General features: G+C 42.5%; 21 protein-coding genes and 3 pseudogenes. 6 read left to right on the top strand and 18 right to left on the bottom strand.

Features of this window, described 5'->3' with window-relative positions:
- Nucleotides 1-251: 251 nt before the first annotated feature.
- On the bottom strand, nt 252-647 hold the full coding sequence (locus ACFOU2_RS16095; RefSeq protein ID WP_377916847.1) for a secondary thiamine-phosphate synthase enzyme YjbQ: 396 nt from the start codon (nt 645-647) through the stop codon (nt 252-254).
- 16 nt (nt 648-663) lie between these two features.
- On the bottom strand, nt 664-1,734 hold the full coding sequence (locus ACFOU2_RS16090; RefSeq protein WP_377916845.1) for a sulfite oxidase: 1,071 nt from the start codon (nt 1,732-1,734) through the stop codon (nt 664-666).
- 328 nt (nt 1,735-2,062) lie between these two features.
- Here ACFOU2_RS16090 and ACFOU2_RS16085 point away from each other — a divergent pair.
- Both ACFOU2_RS16085 and ACFOU2_RS16080 read left to right on the top strand, forming a co-directional pair.
- Nucleotides 2,063-2,164 (top strand): annotated as a pseudogene (locus tag ACFOU2_RS16085) (Rrf2 family transcriptional regulator); the annotation flags it as partial.
- A pseudogene (locus tag ACFOU2_RS16080) lies at nt 2,163-2,333 on the top strand (NAD(P)-dependent oxidoreductase); the annotation flags it as partial. The pseudogenes ACFOU2_RS16085 and ACFOU2_RS16080, both read left to right, overlap by 2 nt.
- Nucleotides 2,334-2,529: 196 nt before the next feature.
- Here ACFOU2_RS16080 and ACFOU2_RS16075 read toward each other — a convergent pair.
- The 5 genes from ACFOU2_RS16075 to ACFOU2_RS16055 all read right to left on the bottom strand — a co-directional run bounded on the left by ACFOU2_RS16075 (nt 2,530) and on the right by ACFOU2_RS16055 (nt 7,410).
- Entirely contained in the window at nt 2,530-3,072 is a 543-nt protein-coding gene (locus tag ACFOU2_RS16075; RefSeq protein WP_377917020.1) for a DUF420 domain-containing protein, read from the bottom strand.
- Between the two features lie 187 nt (nt 3,073-3,259).
- The gene (locus ACFOU2_RS16070; protein ID WP_377916843.1) at nt 3,260-4,315 is read right to left on the bottom strand and encodes an extracellular catalytic domain type 1 short-chain-length polyhydroxyalkanoate depolymerase; all 1,056 of its coding nucleotides are present in this window, start codon (nt 4,313-4,315) and stop codon (nt 3,260-3,262) included.
- Between the two features lie 284 nt (nt 4,316-4,599).
- Nucleotides 4,600-5,700, bottom strand: a complete 1,101-nt coding sequence (locus tag ACFOU2_RS16065) for a citrate/2-methylcitrate synthase (protein WP_377916841.1) — start codon at nt 5,698-5,700, stop codon at nt 4,600-4,602.
- Nucleotides 5,701-6,030: 330 nt separating this feature from the next.
- Nucleotides 6,031-6,708 carry a CoA transferase subunit B gene (locus ACFOU2_RS16060; RefSeq protein ID WP_377916839.1) on the bottom strand — a complete coding sequence of 226 codons (678 nt, stop codon included), beginning with the start codon at nt 6,706-6,708 and terminating at the stop codon, nt 6,031-6,033.
- On the bottom strand, nt 6,709-7,410 hold the full coding sequence (locus ACFOU2_RS16055) for a CoA transferase subunit A (protein ID WP_377916837.1): 702 nt from the start codon (nt 7,408-7,410) through the stop codon (nt 6,709-6,711).
- Nucleotides 7,411-7,735: 325 nt separating this feature from the next.
- On the opposite strand from ACFOU2_RS16055, the gene ACFOU2_RS16050 reads away from it, so the two are divergent.
- Both ACFOU2_RS16050 and ACFOU2_RS16045 read left to right on the top strand, forming a co-directional pair.
- Nucleotides 7,736-8,641 carry a LysR family transcriptional regulator gene (locus tag ACFOU2_RS16050; protein WP_377916835.1) on the top strand — a complete coding sequence of 302 codons (906 nt, stop codon included), beginning with the start codon at nt 7,736-7,738 and terminating at the stop codon, nt 8,639-8,641.
- A gap of 189 nt (nt 8,642-8,830) precedes the next feature.
- On the top strand, nt 8,831-9,112 hold the full coding sequence (locus tag ACFOU2_RS16045) for a diaminopimelate epimerase (protein WP_377916833.1): 282 nt from the start codon (nt 8,831-8,833) through the stop codon (nt 9,110-9,112).
- 190 nt (nt 9,113-9,302) lie between these two features.
- Here the strand turns inward: ACFOU2_RS16045 and ACFOU2_RS16040 are convergent, their stop codons facing one another.
- The 9 genes from ACFOU2_RS16040 to nagA form a co-directional block, all read right to left on the bottom strand.
- Nucleotides 9,303-9,692, bottom strand: a complete 390-nt coding sequence (locus ACFOU2_RS16040) for a MaoC/PaaZ C-terminal domain-containing protein (protein ID WP_377916831.1) — start codon at nt 9,690-9,692, stop codon at nt 9,303-9,305.
- 17 nt (nt 9,693-9,709) lie between these two features.
- Nucleotides 9,710-10,147, bottom strand: coding sequence for an FAS1-like dehydratase domain-containing protein (locus ACFOU2_RS16035; RefSeq protein ID WP_377916829.1), 438 nt, complete (start codon nt 10,145-10,147; stop codon nt 9,710-9,712).
- Nucleotides 10,148-10,425: 278 nt separating this feature from the next.
- On the bottom strand, nt 10,426-11,250 hold the full coding sequence (locus ACFOU2_RS16030) for a YihY/virulence factor BrkB family protein (RefSeq protein ID WP_377916827.1): 825 nt from the start codon (nt 11,248-11,250) through the stop codon (nt 10,426-10,428).
- 113 nt (nt 11,251-11,363) lie between these two features.
- Complete coding sequence (nagE, locus tag ACFOU2_RS16025; protein ID WP_377916825.1) at nt 11,364-12,728, bottom strand: N-acetylglucosamine-specific PTS transporter subunit IIBC; 1,365 nt, start codon at nt 12,726-12,728, stop codon at nt 11,364-11,366.
- Nucleotides 12,722-12,949, bottom strand: coding sequence for a hypothetical protein (locus ACFOU2_RS16020; protein ID WP_377916823.1), 228 nt, complete (start codon nt 12,947-12,949; stop codon nt 12,722-12,724). The genes nagE and ACFOU2_RS16020 overlap by 7 nt, the downstream gene beginning before the upstream one ends.
- Nucleotides 12,946-13,473 carry an N-acetylmuramic acid 6-phosphate etherase gene (locus ACFOU2_RS16015; RefSeq protein ID WP_377916821.1) on the bottom strand — a complete coding sequence of 176 codons (528 nt, stop codon included), beginning with the start codon at nt 13,471-13,473 and terminating at the stop codon, nt 12,946-12,948. Before ACFOU2_RS16015 ends, ACFOU2_RS16020 begins: the two co-directional genes overlap by 4 nt.
- A 2-nt stretch (nt 13,474-13,475) precedes the next feature.
- The gene (locus ACFOU2_RS16010) at nt 13,476-14,207 is read right to left on the bottom strand and encodes a GntR family transcriptional regulator (protein WP_377916819.1); all 732 of its coding nucleotides are present in this window, start codon (nt 14,205-14,207) and stop codon (nt 13,476-13,478) included.
- A complete protein-coding gene (gene nagB / locus ACFOU2_RS16005; protein WP_377916817.1) occupies nt 14,200-14,958 on the bottom strand; it encodes a glucosamine-6-phosphate deaminase in 759 nt (252 codons plus the stop codon). Before nagB ends, ACFOU2_RS16010 begins: the two co-directional genes overlap by 8 nt.
- A gap of 2 nt (nt 14,959-14,960) precedes the next feature.
- On the bottom strand, nt 14,961-16,142 hold the full coding sequence (nagA, locus tag ACFOU2_RS16000; RefSeq protein WP_377916815.1) for an N-acetylglucosamine-6-phosphate deacetylase: 1,182 nt from the start codon (nt 16,140-16,142) through the stop codon (nt 14,961-14,963).
- Nucleotides 16,143-16,326: 184 nt separating this feature from the next.
- On the opposite strand from nagA, the gene ACFOU2_RS15995 reads away from it, so the two are divergent.
- Both ACFOU2_RS15995 and uraA read left to right on the top strand, forming a co-directional pair.
- The gene (locus tag ACFOU2_RS15995; protein ID WP_377916813.1) at nt 16,327-17,229 is read left to right on the top strand and encodes an aldo/keto reductase; all 903 of its coding nucleotides are present in this window, start codon (nt 16,327-16,329) and stop codon (nt 17,227-17,229) included.
- Nucleotides 17,230-18,062: 833 nt separating this feature from the next.
- Nucleotides 18,063-19,330: pseudogene (gene uraA / locus ACFOU2_RS15990) on the top strand (uracil permease).
- Nucleotides 19,331-19,427: 97 nt separating this feature from the next.
- Here the strand turns inward: uraA and ACFOU2_RS15985 are convergent.
- Both ACFOU2_RS15985 and ACFOU2_RS15980 read right to left on the bottom strand, forming a co-directional pair.
- Nucleotides 19,428-20,843 (bottom strand): NAD-dependent succinate-semialdehyde dehydrogenase, encoded by a 1,416-nt coding sequence (locus tag ACFOU2_RS15985; RefSeq protein ID WP_377917018.1) that lies wholly within the window; start codon nt 20,841-20,843, stop codon nt 19,428-19,430.
- Between the two features lie 356 nt (nt 20,844-21,199).
- Complete coding sequence (locus ACFOU2_RS15980; RefSeq protein WP_377916811.1) at nt 21,200-22,348, bottom strand: iron-containing alcohol dehydrogenase; 1,149 nt, start codon at nt 22,346-22,348, stop codon at nt 21,200-21,202.
- Between the last annotated feature and the right edge of the window lie 134 nt (nt 22,349-22,482).

Raw genomic sequence — 22,482 nt, 5'->3', positions numbered from 1 at the left:
ACTACAAGAAAGAAAACGCTGTCTAATCTTGTTTCATCAACTTCTTCATTTGCTATACCCATGAAAGCCCCCTCCCTATCGATGGCTGCACCTGCACGTGCTTGAGGCAGGGGTTCGTTAAAATAAAAAAAGGGGGTGACCCAAAGGGGAAAAATCGCCCCTTTTGAGTCACCCCTCACACCTTTATCTTTCCCTTTCCCCCCCTGCATTTCCAGCAGGACTGATTGTAACGGTGTTCCTCTTACTTGGCCTTATACTATTTTCACATAAAACGTACGAGTACGCGGACCGTCAAACTCACAAAAATAAATTCCCTGCCACGTCCCCAAAAGCAAGCGTCCATCTGTTACAATCACATGCTGGGACGCTCCCACCGTACTTGCCTTCATATGTGCAGCGGTATTGCCTTCCATATGACGATCCAGCTCATGGTGCCACGGATACACTTCGTCAAAACGGCGAATCATATCGCGCTTCACATCCGGATCGGCGTTTTCATTAATCGTAATGCCTGCCGTTGTATGCGGGCAATACACGAGGACCGCTCCATCTTGTATTTCTCTTTCCTTGATGAAAGCTTGAACTTGTTCTGTCACGTCTATCATTTGATTGCGGTTGTTCGTTTGTAATGTAAATTTTTTCAGCATCATTTTCTTCCTTTCATTATTCTACCTTCACACAAATTTTATCTGCCGCGTTATAGCCATACCCTTTTCGGTTCCAAACGGCTTGTAACGGCTGGGTCCTTCCCGCCGAATCAGCCGCACGGGACAAAATGGTATACTCTCCTTTTTCGTACACATTCCACTCATATGTCCACCATACCCAAGAGTAGGGATGCTTCGGCTTTTGCTCGATGTTCGCCCCCTCCCATGTTAATCCATTATCAAAACTAACTTCCACCCTTTTGATCTTCCCTTCCCCAGTCCAGGCTATTCCATAAATAAAGTGGGTTCCGGTTTGAAGAATATCCATATTTAACGGCTGTTGGATAGTTGAATTAACATTCATGGTCGTAACAGGGAATTTTCCGACATCACTTTTTGGATTGGGAAAATATACGTAATCAATTGTTTGAAATGGTCCTTGAAACGGCTTTCCTACAACGGTGATTTGCTTGATCCACTTAACGGAAGCCATCCCATACCACCCTGGAACGATCAATCTAAATGGGAACCCGTGCTTGAACGGAATGGGTTGATCATTATACTCGTAAGCGATGAGGGTATCCCCGTGCAGAGCCTTTCTAAGGGGCAGGCTGCGCTTGTAAGGCACTACTTGGATTAGATCTTTTCTTTCCCCAAAATCATATCCTTCAACCACTACTTCGACGGCTTGATCCGATAGCCCTGTATATTGCAATACTGTTTTTAAGGACACCCCTTTCCAGTATCCTTGACTGATTGCCCCTTTTTCCCACTGCTCCCCGAATACTTTCGGCTTAAACAAGCTCCGTTTGTCTCCTGAGCATTCCAGTGTCATCTTTAATCTTTTTGCCGGCAGGGACATAATCTCCTGTATCGAAAATATTCTCGGAGTTTTCACTAAACCGTTAACCGGAAGAAAGTAAGCGGAAACCGTAAGATGAGGATAGTCAAAATGGTTGCGTAGATAGAAAAGATGAGCAGGAGTTTTATCTCCTCCCACAAATGAAATGGGTGTTTCTTGATTTTCAGGCTTCAGTTTACGAGTATGTAAAAAAGGCTCGATAAACCAATCTGCTCGATTGTTCATTTTCTCCCCCCATATATTTATCCCGCGTTAACGGGCAGTAAGACTCCCACTGATTATAGAAAGTCACCCTTAAAATAAAATATATGAAGGTTCGCCATCTTGTATCCTTATCATTCCATTTGCTCCTGCAGGCACTATAAATCCACATCATTAATTGGATATGGACGTACCACTTAAAACTGCATATTGGTTGTTCAGATAGGTAGATACAATCTTTCCACCAGGTGCGACTGCATCTAAATGGGCATTCGGTTTATAAACATCTGAACTGTTTCTGTTCTCTTTTTATGTCACGAGGTAAATTAATATAATGGGAATTGGATAAAAACAAAACACACTTGATGAAACCTTTGATCGTGTCCAAAAAGCAATGGAAAATGAATTAGTAAGCAAATCGCTTAAAGAGGTAATGGATCATCTCTTTTCATAATACAAGATTAATCGCAGTAGCAGGTGGAGGAAGTTTATTTGTAGACGAGGAAAAGGCAATACGAGTAATGGGTACACCGGAATTCCCTAAAGAAGTTCTCCCAACTCCACAAAACCAAGGGAAAAGTTTAGAGATTTTACAACAAACGGATTCTATTCGATGGACCTTTAATTGAAGAAGTAAATCAACACCAAACAACAACAGGACCAAGAAAAAAGGGGATGTGACCCATAAGTTCAAAAAATGATGCGTTTTATGTTTGACTCAAAAGGGGCGATTCCCCCCTTTTTTTGAGTCACCCCCCCTTCTTGCTCCCCATGTTCTGAACCTACACGATCCAACGATAATGGTGATGCCTGTTTCTTTTAGTAATACGGAGAAATCATTAAATAAACAAGCACGCCTGTAAAACTTACATATAACCAGATCGGCATACTCCAGCGGACGATTTTGCGATGTTTGTCCAATTGATTTGTCCAACCCCAAATAAGAGAGAACAATGCAAGAGGAACAATGATGGCCGCCAAAACACTGTGCGTGATTAAGATGAAGAAGTACAAAGATCGAAGGAACCCTTCACCGCCGTAGCGTGTTGTTTCCGCCGACAAATAATGATATGTCAAATAGGAAACGCAAAACAGCAATGTAGTCGTAAAAGCGGCAAGAACAAATCGTTTATGGACTTTGACATTCCCCTTTTTAATCGCATACAACGCCGCAAGTAAAAAGATAAAGGTAAAGCTGTTAAACACTGCATTCAAGCGCGGAAAAATTTTAATATCGAAATTCACTTCTCCAGAATACCCGATCGGAGAAAAGAACAATAAAAGAATGATGGCATTTACGACGATTGAAAGAATGACGACAAGTGGTGTAAAATTACGATCTTTCTTTGAAGAATCGGTCATGCTGCTCATCAATTCGCCTCCTTTATAGAGTTACAACCTTATTATATCAACATTCACTTATGCTATATAATAAAATGTTCGGCTCCATTAAACAAGCATTTCAGTCAATTGAGATAAAATGTTCACAATTTCATATGATTTTTACAGAAGCCAGCATCCCTTGCTCTCCATATCGTCCTTTCTGCCATTAATTTTTTCTTTCGCTGTTGGTTATCATTTTAAGAAAAAAATCGCATAATCTTTTCCACCATGAATCTCGTTGAGGAACGGATACGTGTTGTTCCGTCTCTGTTGCATCATTCGTTTGCTCCATGAAGAATTCCCACATGATTCGGCTTGCATCCGGCCCTTGAGAGTCCGTATAACTACCTTCAGGACTTCCCCCTGACCATGCATGTTCCATTCCTTCCACGACAATCTTCTCCATTAATATTTTACCATCTGCATTCTGATATTTATGGTGCTTATACTTTCTGCCTGAAGGGACATGACCATCGACCGTTTCATCCGGCTGATCATTGATCCAGCCCGTCACTTTTCCGTTTTTCGCCAAATCATTTGTTATGCTCCATTGGGTAATCAATTGGTTGGCATTCTTTAATGCTACCGTTTGGTCATTTGTTCCGTGAAAAACAATGATGGGCATGACAGCGGCGTTTTGCCCCATTTTTTCATAAGCCAGCATTCCTTGCCTGACAGGATTCGGTCCCCCGTTTTCCATGGCGGCATACGCCCTCCAGACACTGCGGGCTGCTTTATATTCAAGCCCTGCACTCACCCCGACAGCCGAAAAAAGGTCGGGATATGCAACCGCCATAATGACGCTCATCGCACCGCCGGCCGAGAGTCCCGCTATGAAAACCCGATTATCATCAATCGAGTAATGAGACTTCACTTCATTCACCATCCCGGCAATGACCGCTGGTTCCCCCTTCCCTCTTTCCTGATGGGACCAATAAAACCAATTCCAGCATTTATTGGAATTCGCAGTAAACGATTGTTCGGGATATAGGACAAAAAAGTTTTGGTCTTCAGCCAATTCGTTCATCTTTGTACCTGCCGCAAAGTCATCGGCATCCTGTGTGCATCCGTGCAGCATCACGACTAACGGGGCAGGCTGGTTCGGGTTATACCCGCCCGGTACAAACAATTTATATCGGTTTCCTTGATGGGAATGATGAAGAAACCTGCCAGGTGCACGATCGATCCCATTCAAACTTTCTAACCTATTAAACTTCACCATAACTCTCTCCTTTTAAAAAACTCTCAAAACAAAATACTCTGCGAACCAAACAGAACCCTGCTTGAAATATGACATTCCAACCCTTTTCCTATATTCGTAATGAAATATTAACTTGTTTTTACTTGGCTGCAAACTCAACATAATAAACGTAAAGCCTGGTCCTTTTATAAATAGAATATCCCGGGAGCCATCGCATTTCGGCTCCCGGGATATTTTTGCACGATCACCTTTCATTGATTAGACCGCTTATTTTATCCTTTTTCATGACCGTCTTCCTATAGAAATTACTTCCCTATTTCCGGAATGAAACCAATGTAATTGGATTGCGGTCGATAAATTCGGTTATCTTCTGATTGCTCAAGCACATGAGCCGTCCAGCCTACCATTCTGCTTGCCGTGAAAGTAGGAGTAAATAATTCAGCCGACAGATTAATAGACTTCATGACAGCGGCAGCGAAATATTCAACATTCGTATAAATTTCTCTGCCTGGTTTATATTCGTTTAAAAGCTTTAATGTTTCTTTCTCGATTTGCAAAATCAACTTGAACCAATCATCGCTCCCGGCAATTTGTTCAGAAACGACTTTAAGTGCTTCTGCGCGTGGATCATGGGTTTTGTAAACACGATGACCAAATCCCATAATTTTTTCTCCGCTCTCCAATTTCGTTCTCACCCATGTCTCAATGTTGTCTTCAGAGCCAATTTCCTCTAACATTTCGATGACACCCGAAGGAGCACCACCGTGAAGAGGACCCTTCATGGCACCGATGGCTGCACAGATGGCCGATACCATATCGGACTCTGTGGAAGAAACAACCCTTGATGAGAATGTCGAAGCATTCATGCCGTGCTCGATTGTTAAAATAAAGTAAGCGCTTAGCGCCTTAACAGAGTTTTCACTCGGAATCTCGCCTGTGATCATATACATGTAATTCGCTACATGGTCGAGATTTTGGTTTGGTTTGATATACTCTAAACCGTTCTGCTTTCGGAACCAATAAGCAATGATCGTCGGTGTAATGGAAGTAAGCCTGATCGCCTGATCGATGGTAGGAGGCCACGAATAGGTTGAATCTCCAAGGGCTGATATGCATGTTCTCAATACACTCATCATTTCCGTATTATTAGGCAGATGATCCATGATCGTAAGGATATAGGAAGGCAGGTCTCTCTCGTTCTTCATCTGTTCCTCTAACCCAGCCAGTTCCGTACTGTTTGGCAAACTATTATGCCAGATTAAATGAGCCACTTCCTCAAAAGAATAATGGATCGCTAAATCTTTTGCCCAGTACCCTCTGTAAATGAGCTGCCCCTTTTCTCCGTCCACGTGGCCAACTTTTGTTTCAGCCGCCACAATTCCTTCTAACCCTTTTGCATAGGTCATATTTTCCACTCCTTATCATCATTAACGGGATTTTTTCCAGTCTGGATAAAATGGTGAACATAGCTGAATGGGATTTATAAATGATCCTGAGGAAAATCCCTGCTTAATCGATTTATCTTTTTATATAAATCCAACTTCATGAGTGAACATCAGTTTTTGCCGTTTATGCTATTCATGGCCTTTCTGTTCCTGCCTCTTGAATAGGCTTATGCGTAAAGAATTTGACATAGGCGCTTATGGCTCATGTCAAATTCTTTATGTGGATTTATATCATTCAAAACAATCATGCAAGGCTTTTAAAAAAATGAAGTGATGAAATTATGTCCAGGGTTAATACGCATCCAGTTTTACACCGTCTTTCACGGTTAAGTTCGCCTCGGTTGCGTTCAATACGTCTTCTACCGTATACCCTGCTGCGACCTCCGCAAGCTCCAGTCCCTCATTTGTCACATCAATGACGGCCATGTCTGTAATGATTCTGTTTACGACTGCTTTACCTGTAAGAGGAAGTGTACATTCCTTTAAAATTTTGGATTCGCCATTTTTATTGACATGATCCATGATGACAATGATTTTTCGGGCACCATGAACAAGATCCATCGCTCCGCCCATTCCTTTAATCATTTTGCCTGGAATCATCCAGTTGGCTAAGTCGCCTTTCTCGGATACTTCCATTCCTCCTAAGATGGCGATGTCTATATGACCGCCGCGAATCATGGCAAAAGATTCGGCGCTGCTGAAATAAGCGGCTCCCGGAATAGCTGTCACTGTTTCTTTTCCGGCATTGATTAAATCGGCATCTACTGCATCTTTTGTCGGATAAGGCCCAATCCCAAGAAGACCGTTTTCAGATTGCAAGACAACTTGTTTGTTCTCACTGATATAGTTGGCGACAAGAGTCGGCATTCCAATTCCGAGGTTGACATAAAAACCATCCTGAATTTCTTTTTCTGCCCTTTTGGCTATCTTTTCGCGCACAAGTCCTTTATCATTCAGTTTCACTGACATTTACATCACCCCTGCTTCACGAGTTGTTAGACGTTCAATTCTTTTCTTTTGTTCCCCGACGATCAAACGTTGAACATAAACGCTCGGGGTATGGATGTATTGCGGATCAAGGGACCCGATTTCCACTAATTCTTCCACTTCGGCGATGGTAATCTTTCCTGCCGCTGCGATCATCGGATTGAAATTTTGAGCTGTTTTGTTATAAATGAGATTTCCCATTTTATCCCCTTTAGCGGCTCTGACTAAGCTAAAATCCGCTTTTAGTGCATGCTCCAAAACATACTCTTTTCCGTTAAAAACACGCACTTCTTTTCCTTCTGCAATTGGCGTTCCTACCCCGGCAGGAGTATAAAAAGCTGGTATTCCCGCACCTCCTGCACGAATTCTTTCCGCCAATGTTCCCTGGGGTACGAGTTCTACTTCAATCTCGCCTTGCAATACTTGACGTTCAAACTCTTTGTTTTCCCCCACATAAGAACTGATCATTTTCTTAATTTGCTTGTTGGCAAGCAACAACCCCAATCCCCAATCATCAACACCGCAGTTATTGGAAATAACGGTTAAATCTTTTACCCCCGTCTCGGCAAGAGCAAGAATGAGATTTTCTGGAATACCGCATAACCCGAATCCTCCAACCATAAGGGTGGATCCATCTTGAATATCTTTTACTGCTTCGATAAAAGAAGAATAAATTGTTTTCATTGGAATCTCCTTTCATTCTCCAAAAATGGTCATGTATCTAAATTGGTGTTAACGCTTACAATCGCCGTGATTAAAAATCTCTGCTACGCAGAGGTTAAGAGTATTTCCCCTATTCATGCTAGCTTGCGGCAATGCAAAGAGATGTAAATGTTACTCAAGCAATTAAACAATCCTGAATAAAACAGACGAGAAATTTTTTCATCTTGCTTTGAAGAACATTTTTCGATTCATCTCTTCATTTAAAGTTTACAGAACATTCTAATATAAGTAAAATGAATAAATGGAATAAATATCATGAATGAAAGGAATAGAAAGGAATATTGAAATGGATATTAGAGATTTAAGACATTTCATGGAAGTTGCAAATCAGAAAAATTTCACGAAAGCCTCCTCTACCATTCATTTATCACAGCCGGCTTTAAGCAAAGCCGTAAAAAGATTGGAAGAGGAACTGAAAGTGGAGCTGTTTGATCGCTCGACACGCATGCTGGAGTTGACGGATGCAGGAAAAATCGTTTATAACCAAGGGGTTAAAGTGTTTAATACGTTAAGTGATCTTACAGCACTGTTAGACGATTTAATGAATCTTCCGACCGGAGAAATAAAAATCGGCATACCTCCCCTTATTGGAACATTGTTTTTTCCATTCATCGCAAAAGAATTCCATAAACATTACCCTAAAGTTGCATTGGAATTGGTAGAGCATGGAGCAAAACAGATTATTGCTACAGTAGAAGAAGGAAAAGTGGATTTAGGCATCATTGTATTGCCTGCCGATGAGAAAAAGTTTACGGTTTATCCATTCATAAAAGAGGAATTTGTTTTTTATACCCACACCAGTCACCACCTTGCCCATCGGGAATCCGTATCTCTAAACGAGCTGCAGGATGAGAAGTTCATTTTGTTCAGCAATAGTTTTACTTTGCACGATCGAATCATTCAGGAATGCCGCAATGCCGGATTTGATCCGACCATTTCCTATAAAAGCTCCCAATGGGATTTGATTATAGAACTTGTGGCAGCCGAGCTGGGCATTACGATTCTTCCAAAATCGATTTTTAATAAGCTGAATCATGCCAATATCAAAACAATCCCTCTCGTAAACCCCACTCCGATGTGGGAACTAGGTATTATTACGAAAAAAGACGGGTACAATTCTTTTGCCGTGAGAAAATTATTGGAGTTTCTTACTTCAACCGAAAAAAATCCATACGCATTATTCGGTGAATAACCATTTATGAGTGAATGAAGAGATGTTACCTTATCTTGTGGATGGTTCCGGCCGCTTAACCATCTGCAAAATGTAGGATGCCATTATATATTTATCGAAAAATTCAGAAATTATTTCCCGGTCAATAAAAAAATCACTCCATTCACTTCTTTCCTTTTAAATGCACGAGTCTTGCAAAGAGGAGGATCTATGACGAAGCGCGATGATAGCTATAAGTTTAAGTTTCATATTCTTGACAACTATCCATCTGTAATCGATGAAGCGGGCACCAAAGAGATCAGGGTAGCGACGACCATAAAAGACATGGAACAACACACCCTTTATGAAGGCAACATAAAGGTAAAGTTTAACCAATTCGGCGTATTCCCGTCCATTCAAGATGTAGCAAAGGCTGTGTCGAACTCGACTGTAAGAAGATTGTTAATGTCCGAACTAAAGCGGTATGTAAAACCACATAGAAAATTTTTATAGTCCTGGAGACTTTGTTGGTAAAGCTTTGGTTTGGCCATCATTTGCAGCAGAAAAAAACCGGGTACAGACTGTTTTTTCTCCATTAAGCGGCTGACAAGAACCCGTAAGGGAGATTGGCAGCCGCTTGTGCGTAAATCATTTGCGTGGATGTTTTGTATCCACGTCAAATGATTTATGTGGATTCATATCTTCATGATGAAAGCGCCACTTCAAAATCTCCTTTTAACTTCACTTCACCTTCTTCGTTTTTTACAATCAGCTCTCCTTTTGTTCGACGCTCACCGTAATGAATGGTTTGTTCCAAACAGCGCCCCTCGATGACCAGAGATTCTCCGGGACGTGTCATCGCAGAAAATCGCACTTTAAACGAGCGAAGCTGCTTATGCGAAAACCATTTTGTGAGCGCTTCGCCCGCCATTCCCATAATAAGCATGCCATGGGCAATCACTCCTCCCAATCCCGCTTGTTCTGCTGCTGGAACAACCGTATGAATTGGGTTAAAGTCACCTGAGGCACCCGCATAACGAACAAGCTGGGTATGGGTGACGGGTGGCTTAACAATTGTCTGTAATGTCGTCATATTCTTTTCCCCCTTCATCAAGGTCTCTCAATAATGGTCGAACGGGCAACCATGACCGTATCGCCGTCCCGTTTATACTCCGTCTCAAGCTTGATCATTTTCATCCCTTTCTTCTCAAGTTGTTTCACAACCCTTGCTTGAGCCGTAATGACATCACCTGCACAAACGATGTCTTCATATTGATACTCTTGTTCTCCGTGCAGTACTTTTAACGGGTTTAATTGCAGCGTTTGGACAAGGGTATCAAAATCGAGACCTCCCCAAAAATCCATGACCGTTCCAAAAGTAGGCGGCACCGGAATATCACGATACCCTTCCTTTTTTGCTTCCTCCACATGATAGTAAACCCGATTTTGATCACCAATGGCCATCGCCAATTCTTTAATTTTTCCGCGTTCAACCGTGAAGGTAAACGGCTGAAAAACAACGGCTGTTTCATCCACCCGGCTTTTCATCAAATCCCCTCCTCTCTCCCTAAGTTTTTATGATGATAGTTTCTGCCTAATCAGCACAAATCCAAATGTCTTTTATCCTTCCCGCCTTATAATCTGCCATAACCATGAAATGTTTCTAGCGGAAAAATAATCATGGGCTCCTGCCATATCCATTTCTTTCCTTTTCCTGAAAATTCCTGCCTTCCGAAAACAGATCATTGTATTTTTTATTAATGGAATATGATCGAAGGGTTGATGTACATGTAAAAGGTTTGACGTACCATATGTATACTCCTCAATCAATTTGTGAACCGTTCACTATTTTTATGATAAATCTCAGCATTGATTAGTCCACCGGTAAGCAGTACGACCGCTGTCAGATAGAACCATGTCATCAGCACTATGATGCTTCCGAGTTGTCCATAAAATTTCGAGTAATTTCCTAAATTGACGTAATAGGAAAAGATGACGGAAACCCACTGCCAGCCTAATGTAGCAAAAAGTGCGCCGGGAATTACTTTGATCCAGGCCAATTTTATACTCGGAACGATTTTATATAGGAATAGAAAGAATATAAATAAAAAACCTGTACCCATCCCCCACTTAATCATATTCCACATTTTGAACCAAAAACCGGGAACATCCATCTGTGACATGACAAAAGTATGGGCAATTCTTTCGACAATCGGAACAAACAAGGACAACGATAAAATAATCATAAAGCCAAATGTTAAAAAGAGATCATTTAAGAGTGCATGAATAAAAGGCTCCTGACGTTTGAATCGATATGCATAGTTTAATGACCGGACCAGTGATTGTACAGCCATAGAGGCCAGCCAGAATGTAGCGATAAAACTAATCGGGAGCCATTGTCCTTGCCCTTCATCAAGAATGCTGTGAAGAGTATGGTGAATAATCCCATATGTGTTGGCAGGAGCAAAGGGCTCAATCATCATCAACACGTTATCTGCATTAAAAGGCAAGAAGCCAATCACTGAAAACATAAAAATCAAAAAAGGAATCATGGAAAGCATAAAATAATAGGCCATCTGAGCACAAAGATCATAAAAGTCCTCTGCAAAGAAGCGATAAAAAATGTTCCCTATGCCGTTAATCAGCTTCAATCGATCACCCCCTAAAAATTATTCTACTTTTATATCCCCTTTGTCATACATAAATAAAAGCCCCCCGCATGCAAGCGGGGGACCTCCCTGTTTTATCATTCAAAAGATTGTTTTTACCCCTTCTTCATTTCATTTGCAATAAATTCTACATCGGTTCCAACAATAACTTGAAGATCCGTTTTATTTAACTTAATAACCCCTTTAGCCCCTAATTTTTTCAAGGCCGCTTCGTCAACATTGTTCATATCTTTTACCTTTAAGCGTAAGCGGGTAATACAGTTATCAAGGTTGTCAAGATTCTCTTTTCCGCCAAGGGCCGTTAAATATTGTTTGGCAAGTTCCACATGCTGCATATTTCCAGGTTGGCCTGCAGCATCTTCCGCTTCCATAACGATGTCTTCGCGACCCGGTGTTTTGATATCCAGCTTTATTATTAAGAAATAGAAAATGACAAAGTAAAGAACTGCATACACAACACCGATAAGCGCTAACAGAAGCGGCTTTTGTGCAATCCCGAAGTTGAGGAAATAATCAATAGCACCGGCTGAGAAACCAAAGCCATGATGGATGCCCAAGGCTACAGAAAGCGCCATCGAAATACCCGTTAGAACTGCATGAATTCCGTATAATACAGGTGCGATGAACATGAACAAGAATTCGATCGGTTCTGTAATCCCTGTTAAGAAAGAAGTGAAGGCAAGACCGATTAACATACCTGCCACCGCTTTTCTTCTCTCTTTTTTCGCTGCTGCAATCATCGCAAATGCTGCTGCCGGCAAGCCGAACATCATCACAGGAAAGAATCCCGTCATAAATGTTCCCGCTGTCGGATCTCCGGCGAAGAAGCGCTTCAAGTCCCCTGTTGCCCCGTTGTATTCACCGAACACGAACCATACTAAGCTGTTCAATACATGATGTAAACCGACCGGAATAAGCAATCGGTTCAAGAATCCAAATACCCCGGCTCCTAATGCACCCGCTCCTGTAATCCAGTCACCCACATTATTGATACCTTCTTGAATAGGCGGCCAAATTACTCCGAACAAACCGGCCAGAATCAACATAGCCAGGGATGTAACAATCGGGACAAAACGCTTTCCGGCAAAGAAACCAAGCCATTCCGGAAGTTTAATATTATGAAAACGATTATATAAAAGACCTGCAACTACCCCTGAAATAATTCCTCCGAGAATCGCCATATCGATTTCTTTATTAATGGCAGCCGTTCCTTTTGTCAACACAAAATACCCGATAGCCCCGGCGAGTCCCGCTGCGCCGTTTCCGTCTTTCGCCAGTCCGACGGAAATCCCGATGGCAAACAACAATGCCAGGTTGGCAAATATCGCATCCCCGGCAGCCGCCATAAACGGGATTTTCAATAAATCATCTTGACCTAATCGAAGCAATAATGCGGCTGCCGGCAATACCGCGATCGGCAGCATTAACGCTTTCCCAATTCGTTGTAGAAACCCTAACATCGTAAGGAATCCCCCTTTTCTTCATCTTGATTAGTATCTGTCTTAAAAAATAACTTAAGCGCTTTCTTTAAATGGCCGTTTTCTTTTTGTAAATAATGTCCCGCTTCCTCATAAGAAGCATTCGTCAATGCCATAAAAAGTGCTTCTTTCAGCTGAAATTGACTATCCTGTAAAATGCGCCCGGCTTCTTGTTCTGACAAACCGGCCACGTTTTGGATCATGCCAGCGGCCCGCTTAACACGATCGTTTCAGCATTATTGCTGATTGCGATTGTTAAAGCCCCCATCCGCTTTGCGTACTTCAAACCAGATACAACGAACGGTGTACTTCCGCTTGCCGTTATACCGATAACTGTATCTTGTTTGCTGATGCCATGGGTCTTTAACTCTGTTTGGATGATCATTTCATCATCTTCATTTTCTTCGAGCGGTTTCCACATGGCTTCGTTTCCGCCCGCTACTATCGCCAGCCAGCGATCACTTTCAACCGAAAAGGTAGGTCCCAATTCCACTGCATCCAGCATTCCTAATCGACCGCTTGTCCCGGCACCGATCACAAAAACTCGTCCACCTTCTTCCCACCGTGTGACGATTTCATCAATGGCTTTAGCAATCTTAGGAATATTCGGCATAATACAGGATGATAAGTGCTGATCTTCCTCCAGCATAAGCGAAACGATTTCTTGTGACGTCATTTCATCCAATTTAAGACTGCGTGGATTTCTCTCTTCCGTCTTTTTGACCATTGTTAACGCCGCTCCATCTCAATCTTAAATTTATATCGGTCTCCGCGATAAACGGATTGAACGAATTCAAGCGGCTTTTGATTGTCCATGTAACTCGTTCTCTCAATGAGAAGTACAGGTGCTCCTTCATTAATTTGAAGAATAGCCGCTTCATTTTTTCTCGCAATGGACGCTTCCAATGTTTGCTCACCTTTTACAATGTTGATGTTCAGCGTGTTTTCAATATATTCATACATGGAAGAGCTAACGATTTCTTCCGTTAAATCGGGAACGAGCTTCCTGGAAATATACAACCTTTCATAAGCCATCGGAATATCATCAGCAAGCCTTACCCTTTTGATTTCGCAAATGAATTCGCCCTCATTAATCGCTAGCTTTGAAGCGATCGTGACAGGTGCTTGTATAAGATTGAACTCCAGCAGTTTTGAGCTTGGATTCATGCCCCGCGCTCGCATATCCTCCGAAAAACTCGTTAAGCCCTGCAGTCCTTGCTCAATTTTGCTGTTTGCGACAAATGTGCCTTTCCCCCGCTGCCTCACCAAATATCCATCATTCACAAGGTTGTTAATCGCTTGGCGGACGGTCATGCGGCTTACATTGTATCGCTCCGCCAATTCCCGCTCGGAAGGAACGATATCCCCTGCCTTTAATTCCTCTCGTGCAATGAGCTCCTTAAGCCCCTCCTCGATTTGATAGTAAATGGGCAAAAGGGAGTCCTTATCTACTTTAAACACTCATTCTCACCTTCATTTCCGTGTCAGCCAAAAAACTAAGCGCCTCTTTATCTGCGATGATTGTCACATTCGGATGCTTCTTTAAAGCAGTGGCAGGAATGGACTCGGTTATGTCGCATGTAAGCAGCTTCTGTAGAATTTCCGCTTTCCCTTTACCTGACACCAGCAATAAAATTTTTTTGCTTTTTAAAATGGTGGCGATGCCCATTGTTATGGCCTGTGTCGGCACTTCATTCAGATCTTCAAAGAAACGGGCATTAGCTTTTCGTGTTGATTCAGCCAGCTCCACGACTTGCGTTTTGGAATCAAATGAAGTCCCCGGTTCATTGAACCCGATATGTCCATTATGGCCAATCCCTAAAATTTGCAAATCGACTCCGCCCAGCGCCTCGATTGCCTCTTCATAGCGCTTGCATTCCGCTTCAAGATTTTTCGCGTTTCCGTTTGGAATATATTGATGATTTTTCGGTAAATCAATGTGCTGGAATAAATGGTTGTCCATATACGTGTGATAGCTTTGTTCATGTTCCGGATCTATTCCAATGTATTCGTCTAAGTTAACGGTATAAGCCTGTTTATAACTTGTCTTGTTTTGATTAAAATCCTGGATGAGGCACTTATATGTTCCGACAGCTGTCCCGCCTGTTGCCATTCCCAATACCGCATTTGGTTTGGTTTTAACGGTGTCGATAATGAACTCCGCTGCCTTTTTACTCATTTCTTCATAATTTTTTACTGCAATGATGTTCATCTTCATCCCTCCAAAGTTGAATAAGCGATACGCCCTCGACAGAATGTCATGCACACATCATCATTCTCATCTAAAACAACTAAATCAGCGTCTTTCCCTCTTTCAATGCTTCCTTTGCGATCATATATGTTTAACTGTTTGGCCGGATTTGCGCTTGCCATTTGAATAACCGCCTCAAGTCCGCAATCCGTGAATGCTTGCATATTTTTTGCTGCATCCTTCAGTTTAATAATGCTTCCTGCCAGTGTTCCGTCTTCCAAAGTCGCTTTTTGATTTTTCACCGTCACTGCCTGTCCACCTAAATCATACATTCCTTCCCCGAGACATTTCGCTCTCATGGCGTCGGTGATCAGGATCATGCCGTCCTTCCCTTTATTCTTAAAGGCAAGACGGACCATCTCCGGACGGACGTGAATGCCATCTGCGATGATTTCGCACTTGATTTCATCATGCAGAAGAGCCGCTCCCACGACACCCGGCTCCCTGTGATGGAGCGGTCTCATTTGATTAAATAAATGAGTCGCATGATTGACACCTGCTTCAATGCTTTGAATAACTTGCTCATATGTTGCGTCGGAATGGCCGATGGAAGCGACAACCCCTTCCTTCCGTAAATATCGCACAAGCTCCAGCCCGTTCGGCTGCTCAGGTGCCATCGTGACCAGTTTAATATGGCCTTCAGCAATTTCCTGCCAGTTACGAAACAACTCAACGCTAGGCAATATTACATGATCGGGATGTTGAGCCCCTATTCTCTTTGGCGAAATAAACGGACCTTCAAGGTGGACTCCGATCACTTCTGCTTTTCCTTTCTCATTATGCTCATTCATATAGGAGGCCGCGTTTTTTAAAGCTCTTTCAATATCACTTTGCGCCGTCGTCATGGTAGTAGCAAGAAAACTAGTTGTTCCCTCCTTCGGCAAAGCGATCGCCATCGTCTCAAGCGCTTCTTTCGTGCCATCCATCGTGTCAGCACCGGCCGCGCCATGAATATGAAGATCAATGAATCCCGGTATAAGTTTGTACTTATTAGATAACTCTATCGATGTATATGAATCCGGCACGGTTGGACATTTTTCCATGGGTCCTATCTCTGCGATCACATCCTCTTCTATCAGCAGGTAACCGGTTTCAATCTTTTGCGCATTCATATAAATTTGGACATTTTTTATGAGAGTTTTCATATTGAAATCTCATCCTTTCTTCGATTTCGACCTCATCTTATCATATATACAACTAGTTGTCTATACCAATTTGAACAATTTTCTATAGGTTCAGTATCCTCCTATCCCTTTTCCTATATGTAAACGATTTAATTGACAATTAAGACCATTCAATGCTACAACTAACACTTGAGGAGGGATACATATGGAAAGAATTCAACTAGCAAACGATTTATCATTTTCAAGAATTATTCACGGGCTTTGGCGTCTAGCTGATTGGAAGCAATCAAAAGAAGAAACACTCGCCTTGATCGAACATTGTTTGGAAAAAGGCATCACGACATTTGATCATGCGGATATTTACGGGAGCTATACATGCGAAAAATTATTTGGTGAAGCGCTCGCACTAAAACCTGAGCTTCGTTCCAAAATGGAAATCGTCACAAAATGCGGGATTGTACTGAAGTCTCCAAATCGTCCGGAACATAAGTCCCATCATTACAATACAAGCAAAGAACATATTTTAAAATCGGTGAAGCAATCACTGGAAAACTTGCAAACAGACTACATTGATGTATTGCTCATCCATCGTCCTGACCCGTTTATGGATCCTGCTCAAGTAGCGGAAGCATTTACTCAATTAAAAGAAGAAGGAAAAGTGAGATATTTCGGCGTCTCTAACTTTAAGCATCACCAATTTAACATGTTACAATCTTACTTGGACTTCCCGATCGTCACAAATCAAATTGAACTGTCTGCTTATAACCTGGAGAATTTCGATGACGGAACGCTTAACTTATGCCTCGAAAAGCGCATCCCTCCGATGGCCTGGTCCCCTCTTGCAGGAGGCGAAATCTTTTCTGCCGGCAATGAAAAAGCGAAGAGACTTCGTGATACACTGGAGAAAGTGGCAGAAGAAATCGGAGCGCCGGGAATGGATACCGTATTGTACGCATGGCTGTTGAATCATCCGGCAAACATCATGCCGATTGTCGGTTCCGGAAAAAGAGAACGCATTGACGCTGCGATTGATGCGCTTCAATACAAACTAACACTTGATCAATGGTTTGAGATTTTACATAGCTCCATGGGACATGAAGTACCTTAATGTGCCGTAAAGCTTTTTGCTTTCATTCTTCCTATTTTTTCCCTGAAGCCAGTAATTTCAAGCGAAGAACGAAAAAAGGGCAAGTACTGCCCTTTTTTCGCATATGTACTTTATCCGTTCGGCTTTTTATAAAGCAACATAATCTCACCCATGTTATATTGATAAATTCTCCTCCAACAAAAAATACGCAAATCTATCAATCCATCTGTCCAATCTTTTTTTATTAGAAAAAATAGAATAGATTAGGACATACTATATGTTTTCTTTACCATTAGGGGGAAGAGATTTGAATAATCTTCCAGCTTTCCAGAAAGTGAAATCCGTTCTTTCCTATTTACACAAATCAAGCCTGTCTGGGGATTAAAAGACCCTGGGACCACCTTAACATTTGATATTTCGAAACTTCATCTAGAGGGAATCACCGATATTACCTATGTGTTTGTTTGGCGTCCCTTGGAAGAGTCCATTCGTTCGCTTGCTCACAGGAATAAAGTCGATTTGGACACGGCAAGAGCGATTTTGGCGCCTTACCTTGCTAACCTAAAGCTTTATCGAGAACAGCTTGATAAACAATTAAAACATTTATAAATGTTCTTAGTAATCATCCTGTTTGCCTAACTTACGTCCGGAACATACTTTTTTGTTTTACATGATATAGATGATTAAAGTTTAGTCAAAATAATGATTTACAAATAATTCTAAATATATACGAAAAAAATAGCTAACAAAAAGAAGGCTAGGAAGGGGGATTTTGTTGACTGGAGCATTAGAGCTGTGGCGCGTTACTAAAAAACTTTGTAGATGAGGAACCAAAATCAGTTAGGAGGTATAACATGCAGCGAGTAATGGAAGTTGAAGACCGCCCGTCGATTTTACAAAGCATTCCCCTTAGCCTGCAGCATTTGTTTGCGATGTTTGGCTCAAACATACTTGTGCCTATATTGTTTGGGATTAATCCAGCGACTGTTTTATTGATGAATGGGATTGGAACATTGCTGTATTTATTTATTTGCAAATGGAGAATCCCATCTTATCTCGGCTCCAGTTTTGCATTTATTTCCCCGGTGTTTGTGGTTCTTTCCACCTCTAGTTATCATGATGCTTTAGGTGGCTTTATCATCGTTGGACTCATTTTTTGTTAGTCGGTATGATTGTTCATCTTGCAGGCACGAGTTGGATAGATGTGGTGTTTCCTCCTGCTGCCATGGGTGCCATTGTCGCTGTCATCGGGTTGGAACTTGTCCCTGTAGCAGCGGAAATGGCCGGACTGATTAAACCTTTGAATAATCCTCCCGAAAATTGGATGTATGATCCAAAAACCATTATCGCCTCAATGACCCCTTGATTAGTGACCATCTTAGGCACCGTCATGTTTCGCGGGTTCCTGAAGATTATCCCCATCCTTTTTGGAGTGGTATCTGGATACATAGTTGCGTCTATAATGGGGATGATCGATTGGAATAAAGTGGCGGAAGCCAAATGGTTCGCCATTCCCGATTTTTACGCGCCGCGTTTCGATTTAGCAAGTATTGCCGTTATCGCACCCGCCGCTCTTGTGGTCATCGCTGAGCATATCGGTCATTTGATCGTAACTGGAAATATTGTGAACAGGAATCTTTCGAAAGACCCCGGCCTATCCCGTTCACTTATAGGAAACGGGTTATCCACCATCATTTCGGGGGCTGCAGGTTCGACGCCCAATACAACTTACGGAGAAAATATAGGGGTGATGGCCATCACAAAAGTTTATTCAACCTGGGTGATTGGCGGGGCTGCGATTTTTTCCATCATTTTATCCTTTTTCGGCAAACTGGCGGCCATTATTTCAACCATTCCTGCTCCGGTCATGGGCGGTATATCACTGCTTTTGTTTGGAGTCATTGCTTCTTCCGGCATCAGAATACTGGTCGACTCAAAAATTGATTATTCGAAACCCGTTAATCTTATATTGACGACTGTCGTGTTGGTCATTGGCATCAGCGGCGCCACTCTCACAATAGGAGCCGTCTCCTTAAAAGGAATGGCACTTGCAACCGTGGTTGGTATCCTTTTAAGCCTTTTCTTTAAAATCCTTGAAAAGCTCCACTTATTGAATGAATAAAAGAGGCTGATCCGAAAGCATAAAGAACATGCTTTCGGATCAGCCTCTTTTACTGTTTGGATCTTAATTCAATGAAGCAAAAATCATGGATAAATCCTCAATTGGAAATGCCCAATGAGATATACTTCACTTCTAAAAACTCGTCGATGCCGTAGTGACCGCCTTCACGCCCTAATCCACTTTCTTTAAAGCCCCCAAACGGTGCTTGGGCAACCGATGGCAGACCATCATTGACACCAACAATGCCATACTCGAGTCCTTCGCTTATGCGAAAAGCACGGCCTAAGTTTTCGGTAAAGACATATGCTGCAAGGCCGAATGGAGAGTTGTTCGCACGCTCAATGGCCTCTTCCTCCGTATTAAATGTGGTAATCGGCGCCAGCGGCCCAAACGTTTCCTCATTCATGCATATCATCTCGTCTGTTACCCCGCTTAATACGGTTGGTTCAAAATAAAAGCCGCCTTTTTCACTTAATTCCTTGCCGCCCGTTAGAACTTTGGCTCCTTTATTGATTGCATCAGAAATATGTTGTTGAACTTTTTCCAGGGCTTTGTCATTGATAAGCGGCCCGATGTCTGTTCCTTCTTCTAATCCGCTTCCTACTTGCAGTTTACCGACAGCTTTTACAAATTCCTCAGTAAATTTCTCCGCAATTCCCTCTTCCACATAAATGCGGTTAGCGCAAACACACGTTTGACCGGCATTGCGGAATTTTGATTGAATAACGCCTTCTACGGCTTTCTTCACATCAGCATCATCCATAACGATGAACGGGGCATGTCCGCCCAGTTCAAGCGACACTTTTTTCACTGTATCCGCTGCACGTCTCATTAAATATTTCCCGACTTCCGTAGAACCTGTAAATGTGATTTTCTTGACGCGGGAATCATCGAGCCATACGTTGCCGATTTCTTTCGGGTCGCCTGTCACCACATTGACGACCCCTTTTGGGATGCCCGCTTCTTGCGCATATTTAGCCAGCAACAAAGCTGTCAGCGGTGTTGATTCCGCGGGTTTAATGACGACCGTACATCCAGCCGCCAATGCAGGAGCGACTTTACGGGTAATCATGGCTGCAGGAAAGTTCCAGGGTGTAATTGCCGCCACTACACCTACTGCCTGTTTTTGAACAAGAATTCGTTTATTTGGAGCACTTGCTGGAATGGTCTCTCCATAAACACGTTTTCCTTCTTCCGCATACCATGTTAAGAAGCTGTTTGCATATTGAACTTCACCCATCGCTTCTTTTAACGGCTTTCCTTGCTCCATCGTCATGGTCTTTGCAATTTCTTCTTTATGTTGATCAATCAAATCAAACCACTTTTTCAAATACTCGCTTCGCTCATAGGCTGTCGTCTTGGACCATGTTTTAAAAGCTTCATGTGCCGCATCGACGGCTGCTTTCGCCTCTTCTTTCCCGCCGTTTGGGACTGTAGCGATCATCTCTTTTGTTGCCGGATTGTTCACTTCAATGACACCCCCGGCATCCATCCACTCTCCGTTTATAAACATACTGTAATGTTTCATCCCGCTTTTTGCTCCTTCCCACTTTCAAATAATTGCTCCGATTCTTCATCCTTGAAGAAGTTTTTCCCATAAATGAGCAAGCATCCGGTCCCAACATGCTCATGATGGTAGTGCGTCCCCCAAAAATAAGATGGGCTCTATTTGGATTATAATCCATTTTTTCATCTTGGCGCACGTCATCTGCTTCACTGACAATTGTCTTGTTTTGCAGAACATCCCCGAATAAACAATATATGTTGCCAGTGCCATCGGAACGGACTGAACGAACAGGGAAAGATGCGGGAACCCTAAGCCCTTTTCCATAACATATATTTCTTCCCCCATTATCCCCTGTATTTTGTTTAATACGCAGCCCTGTAGATTTCTTCAATATCACGGACGGTCAATACTCTCGGATTATTTTTCAATAATCTTGTCACTTTGCTTGCATCCACTGCCATATCCGGGATTGCCTCTTCAGGAATGTCAAACTCCCGCAGCGAGGAAGGGATTCTGACGTAACGGCACAAACGAACCATCTCCTCTATCGCTTTATCCGCAGCTTCGTCCAGCGAATGGTTACGTACATCCTGTCCTAAAGCTGCTGCCATATCCGAAAATCTCTCCAGGCAAGCCACTTTATTCCACTCCATCACATAAGGAAGAAGCAGGGCATTGCTCACCCCATGCGGCATGTGATAACGGCCACCCAGCGGATAGGCAAGTGCATGAACGGCCCCCACTCCCGCATTACCAAACGCCATTCCTGCCATTAGGCTTGCTGTAACCATTTGCTCCCTTGCTGTTACATCGTTTGGATTTGCATACGCTTTTGGTAAATATTTAGCAATCATCTCCATTGCTTTTATGGCTAAAGCATCTGTAATGGGCGAAGCATAAACCGAAATATAGGCTTCTACAGCATGGACCAGTGCATCAATTCCACTTGCCGCCGTCACGGATTGAGGGCATGTTAACGTCATTTCTGGTGAAACGAGCGCCACATCCGGTAATAAATAAGGACTTACGACGCCTTTTTTTAACTGTTCGTTTTTGTCTGATAAAATCGCAATGTTTGTTACCTCTGAACCGGTTCCCGCTGTTGTCGGTATAGCAATAAGAGGAAGGCCTTTCTCTTTTATTAAGTCGACTCCAAAAAATTGTTCGATCGAATCTTCCGTATGGGCAATAGCTGCTGCACATTTAGCGATGTCCATTGCACTTCCTCCCCCAACAGCAATGACGCCATCATGTTTTCCGGCTTTTATGGCCTTCACACAGTCAGCAACAATTTCTACCTCTGGTTCAGGTTTGACTTTATTAAAAATTCCGACGGCAAGCCCATCTAACTGCTCTTCCACTTTTGCCACAGCGCCTGCTTTTTGCAGGATTTCATCTGTGACAATGATGGGGCGATTCATCCCGAGTTTTACTGCCTCCTCATAAAGAGAAACAAGTGCGTCTTTTCCTGTAATCAATTTATTGGCTATGGTAAATTGTGAAATATTCATTATACATTTCCCCTTTCGCTGTTTATAGACTTGCAAAATCCATGCCAACTTTTAAAATCAATGTGAAAGGTTCATGAACCATTGAAAAAAGCGCCTATCATTTTAAACGCTTTCAATAATAGTGGAATTTATCG

The sequence above is a fragment of the Bacillus songklensis genome (assembly GCF_042649685.1).
GTDB classification, from domain to species: Bacteria; Bacillota; Bacilli; order Bacillales; family Bacillaceae_H; genus Bacillus_BA; species Bacillus_BA songklensis.
This window is presented reverse-complemented; position numbering and strand designations above follow the sequence as displayed.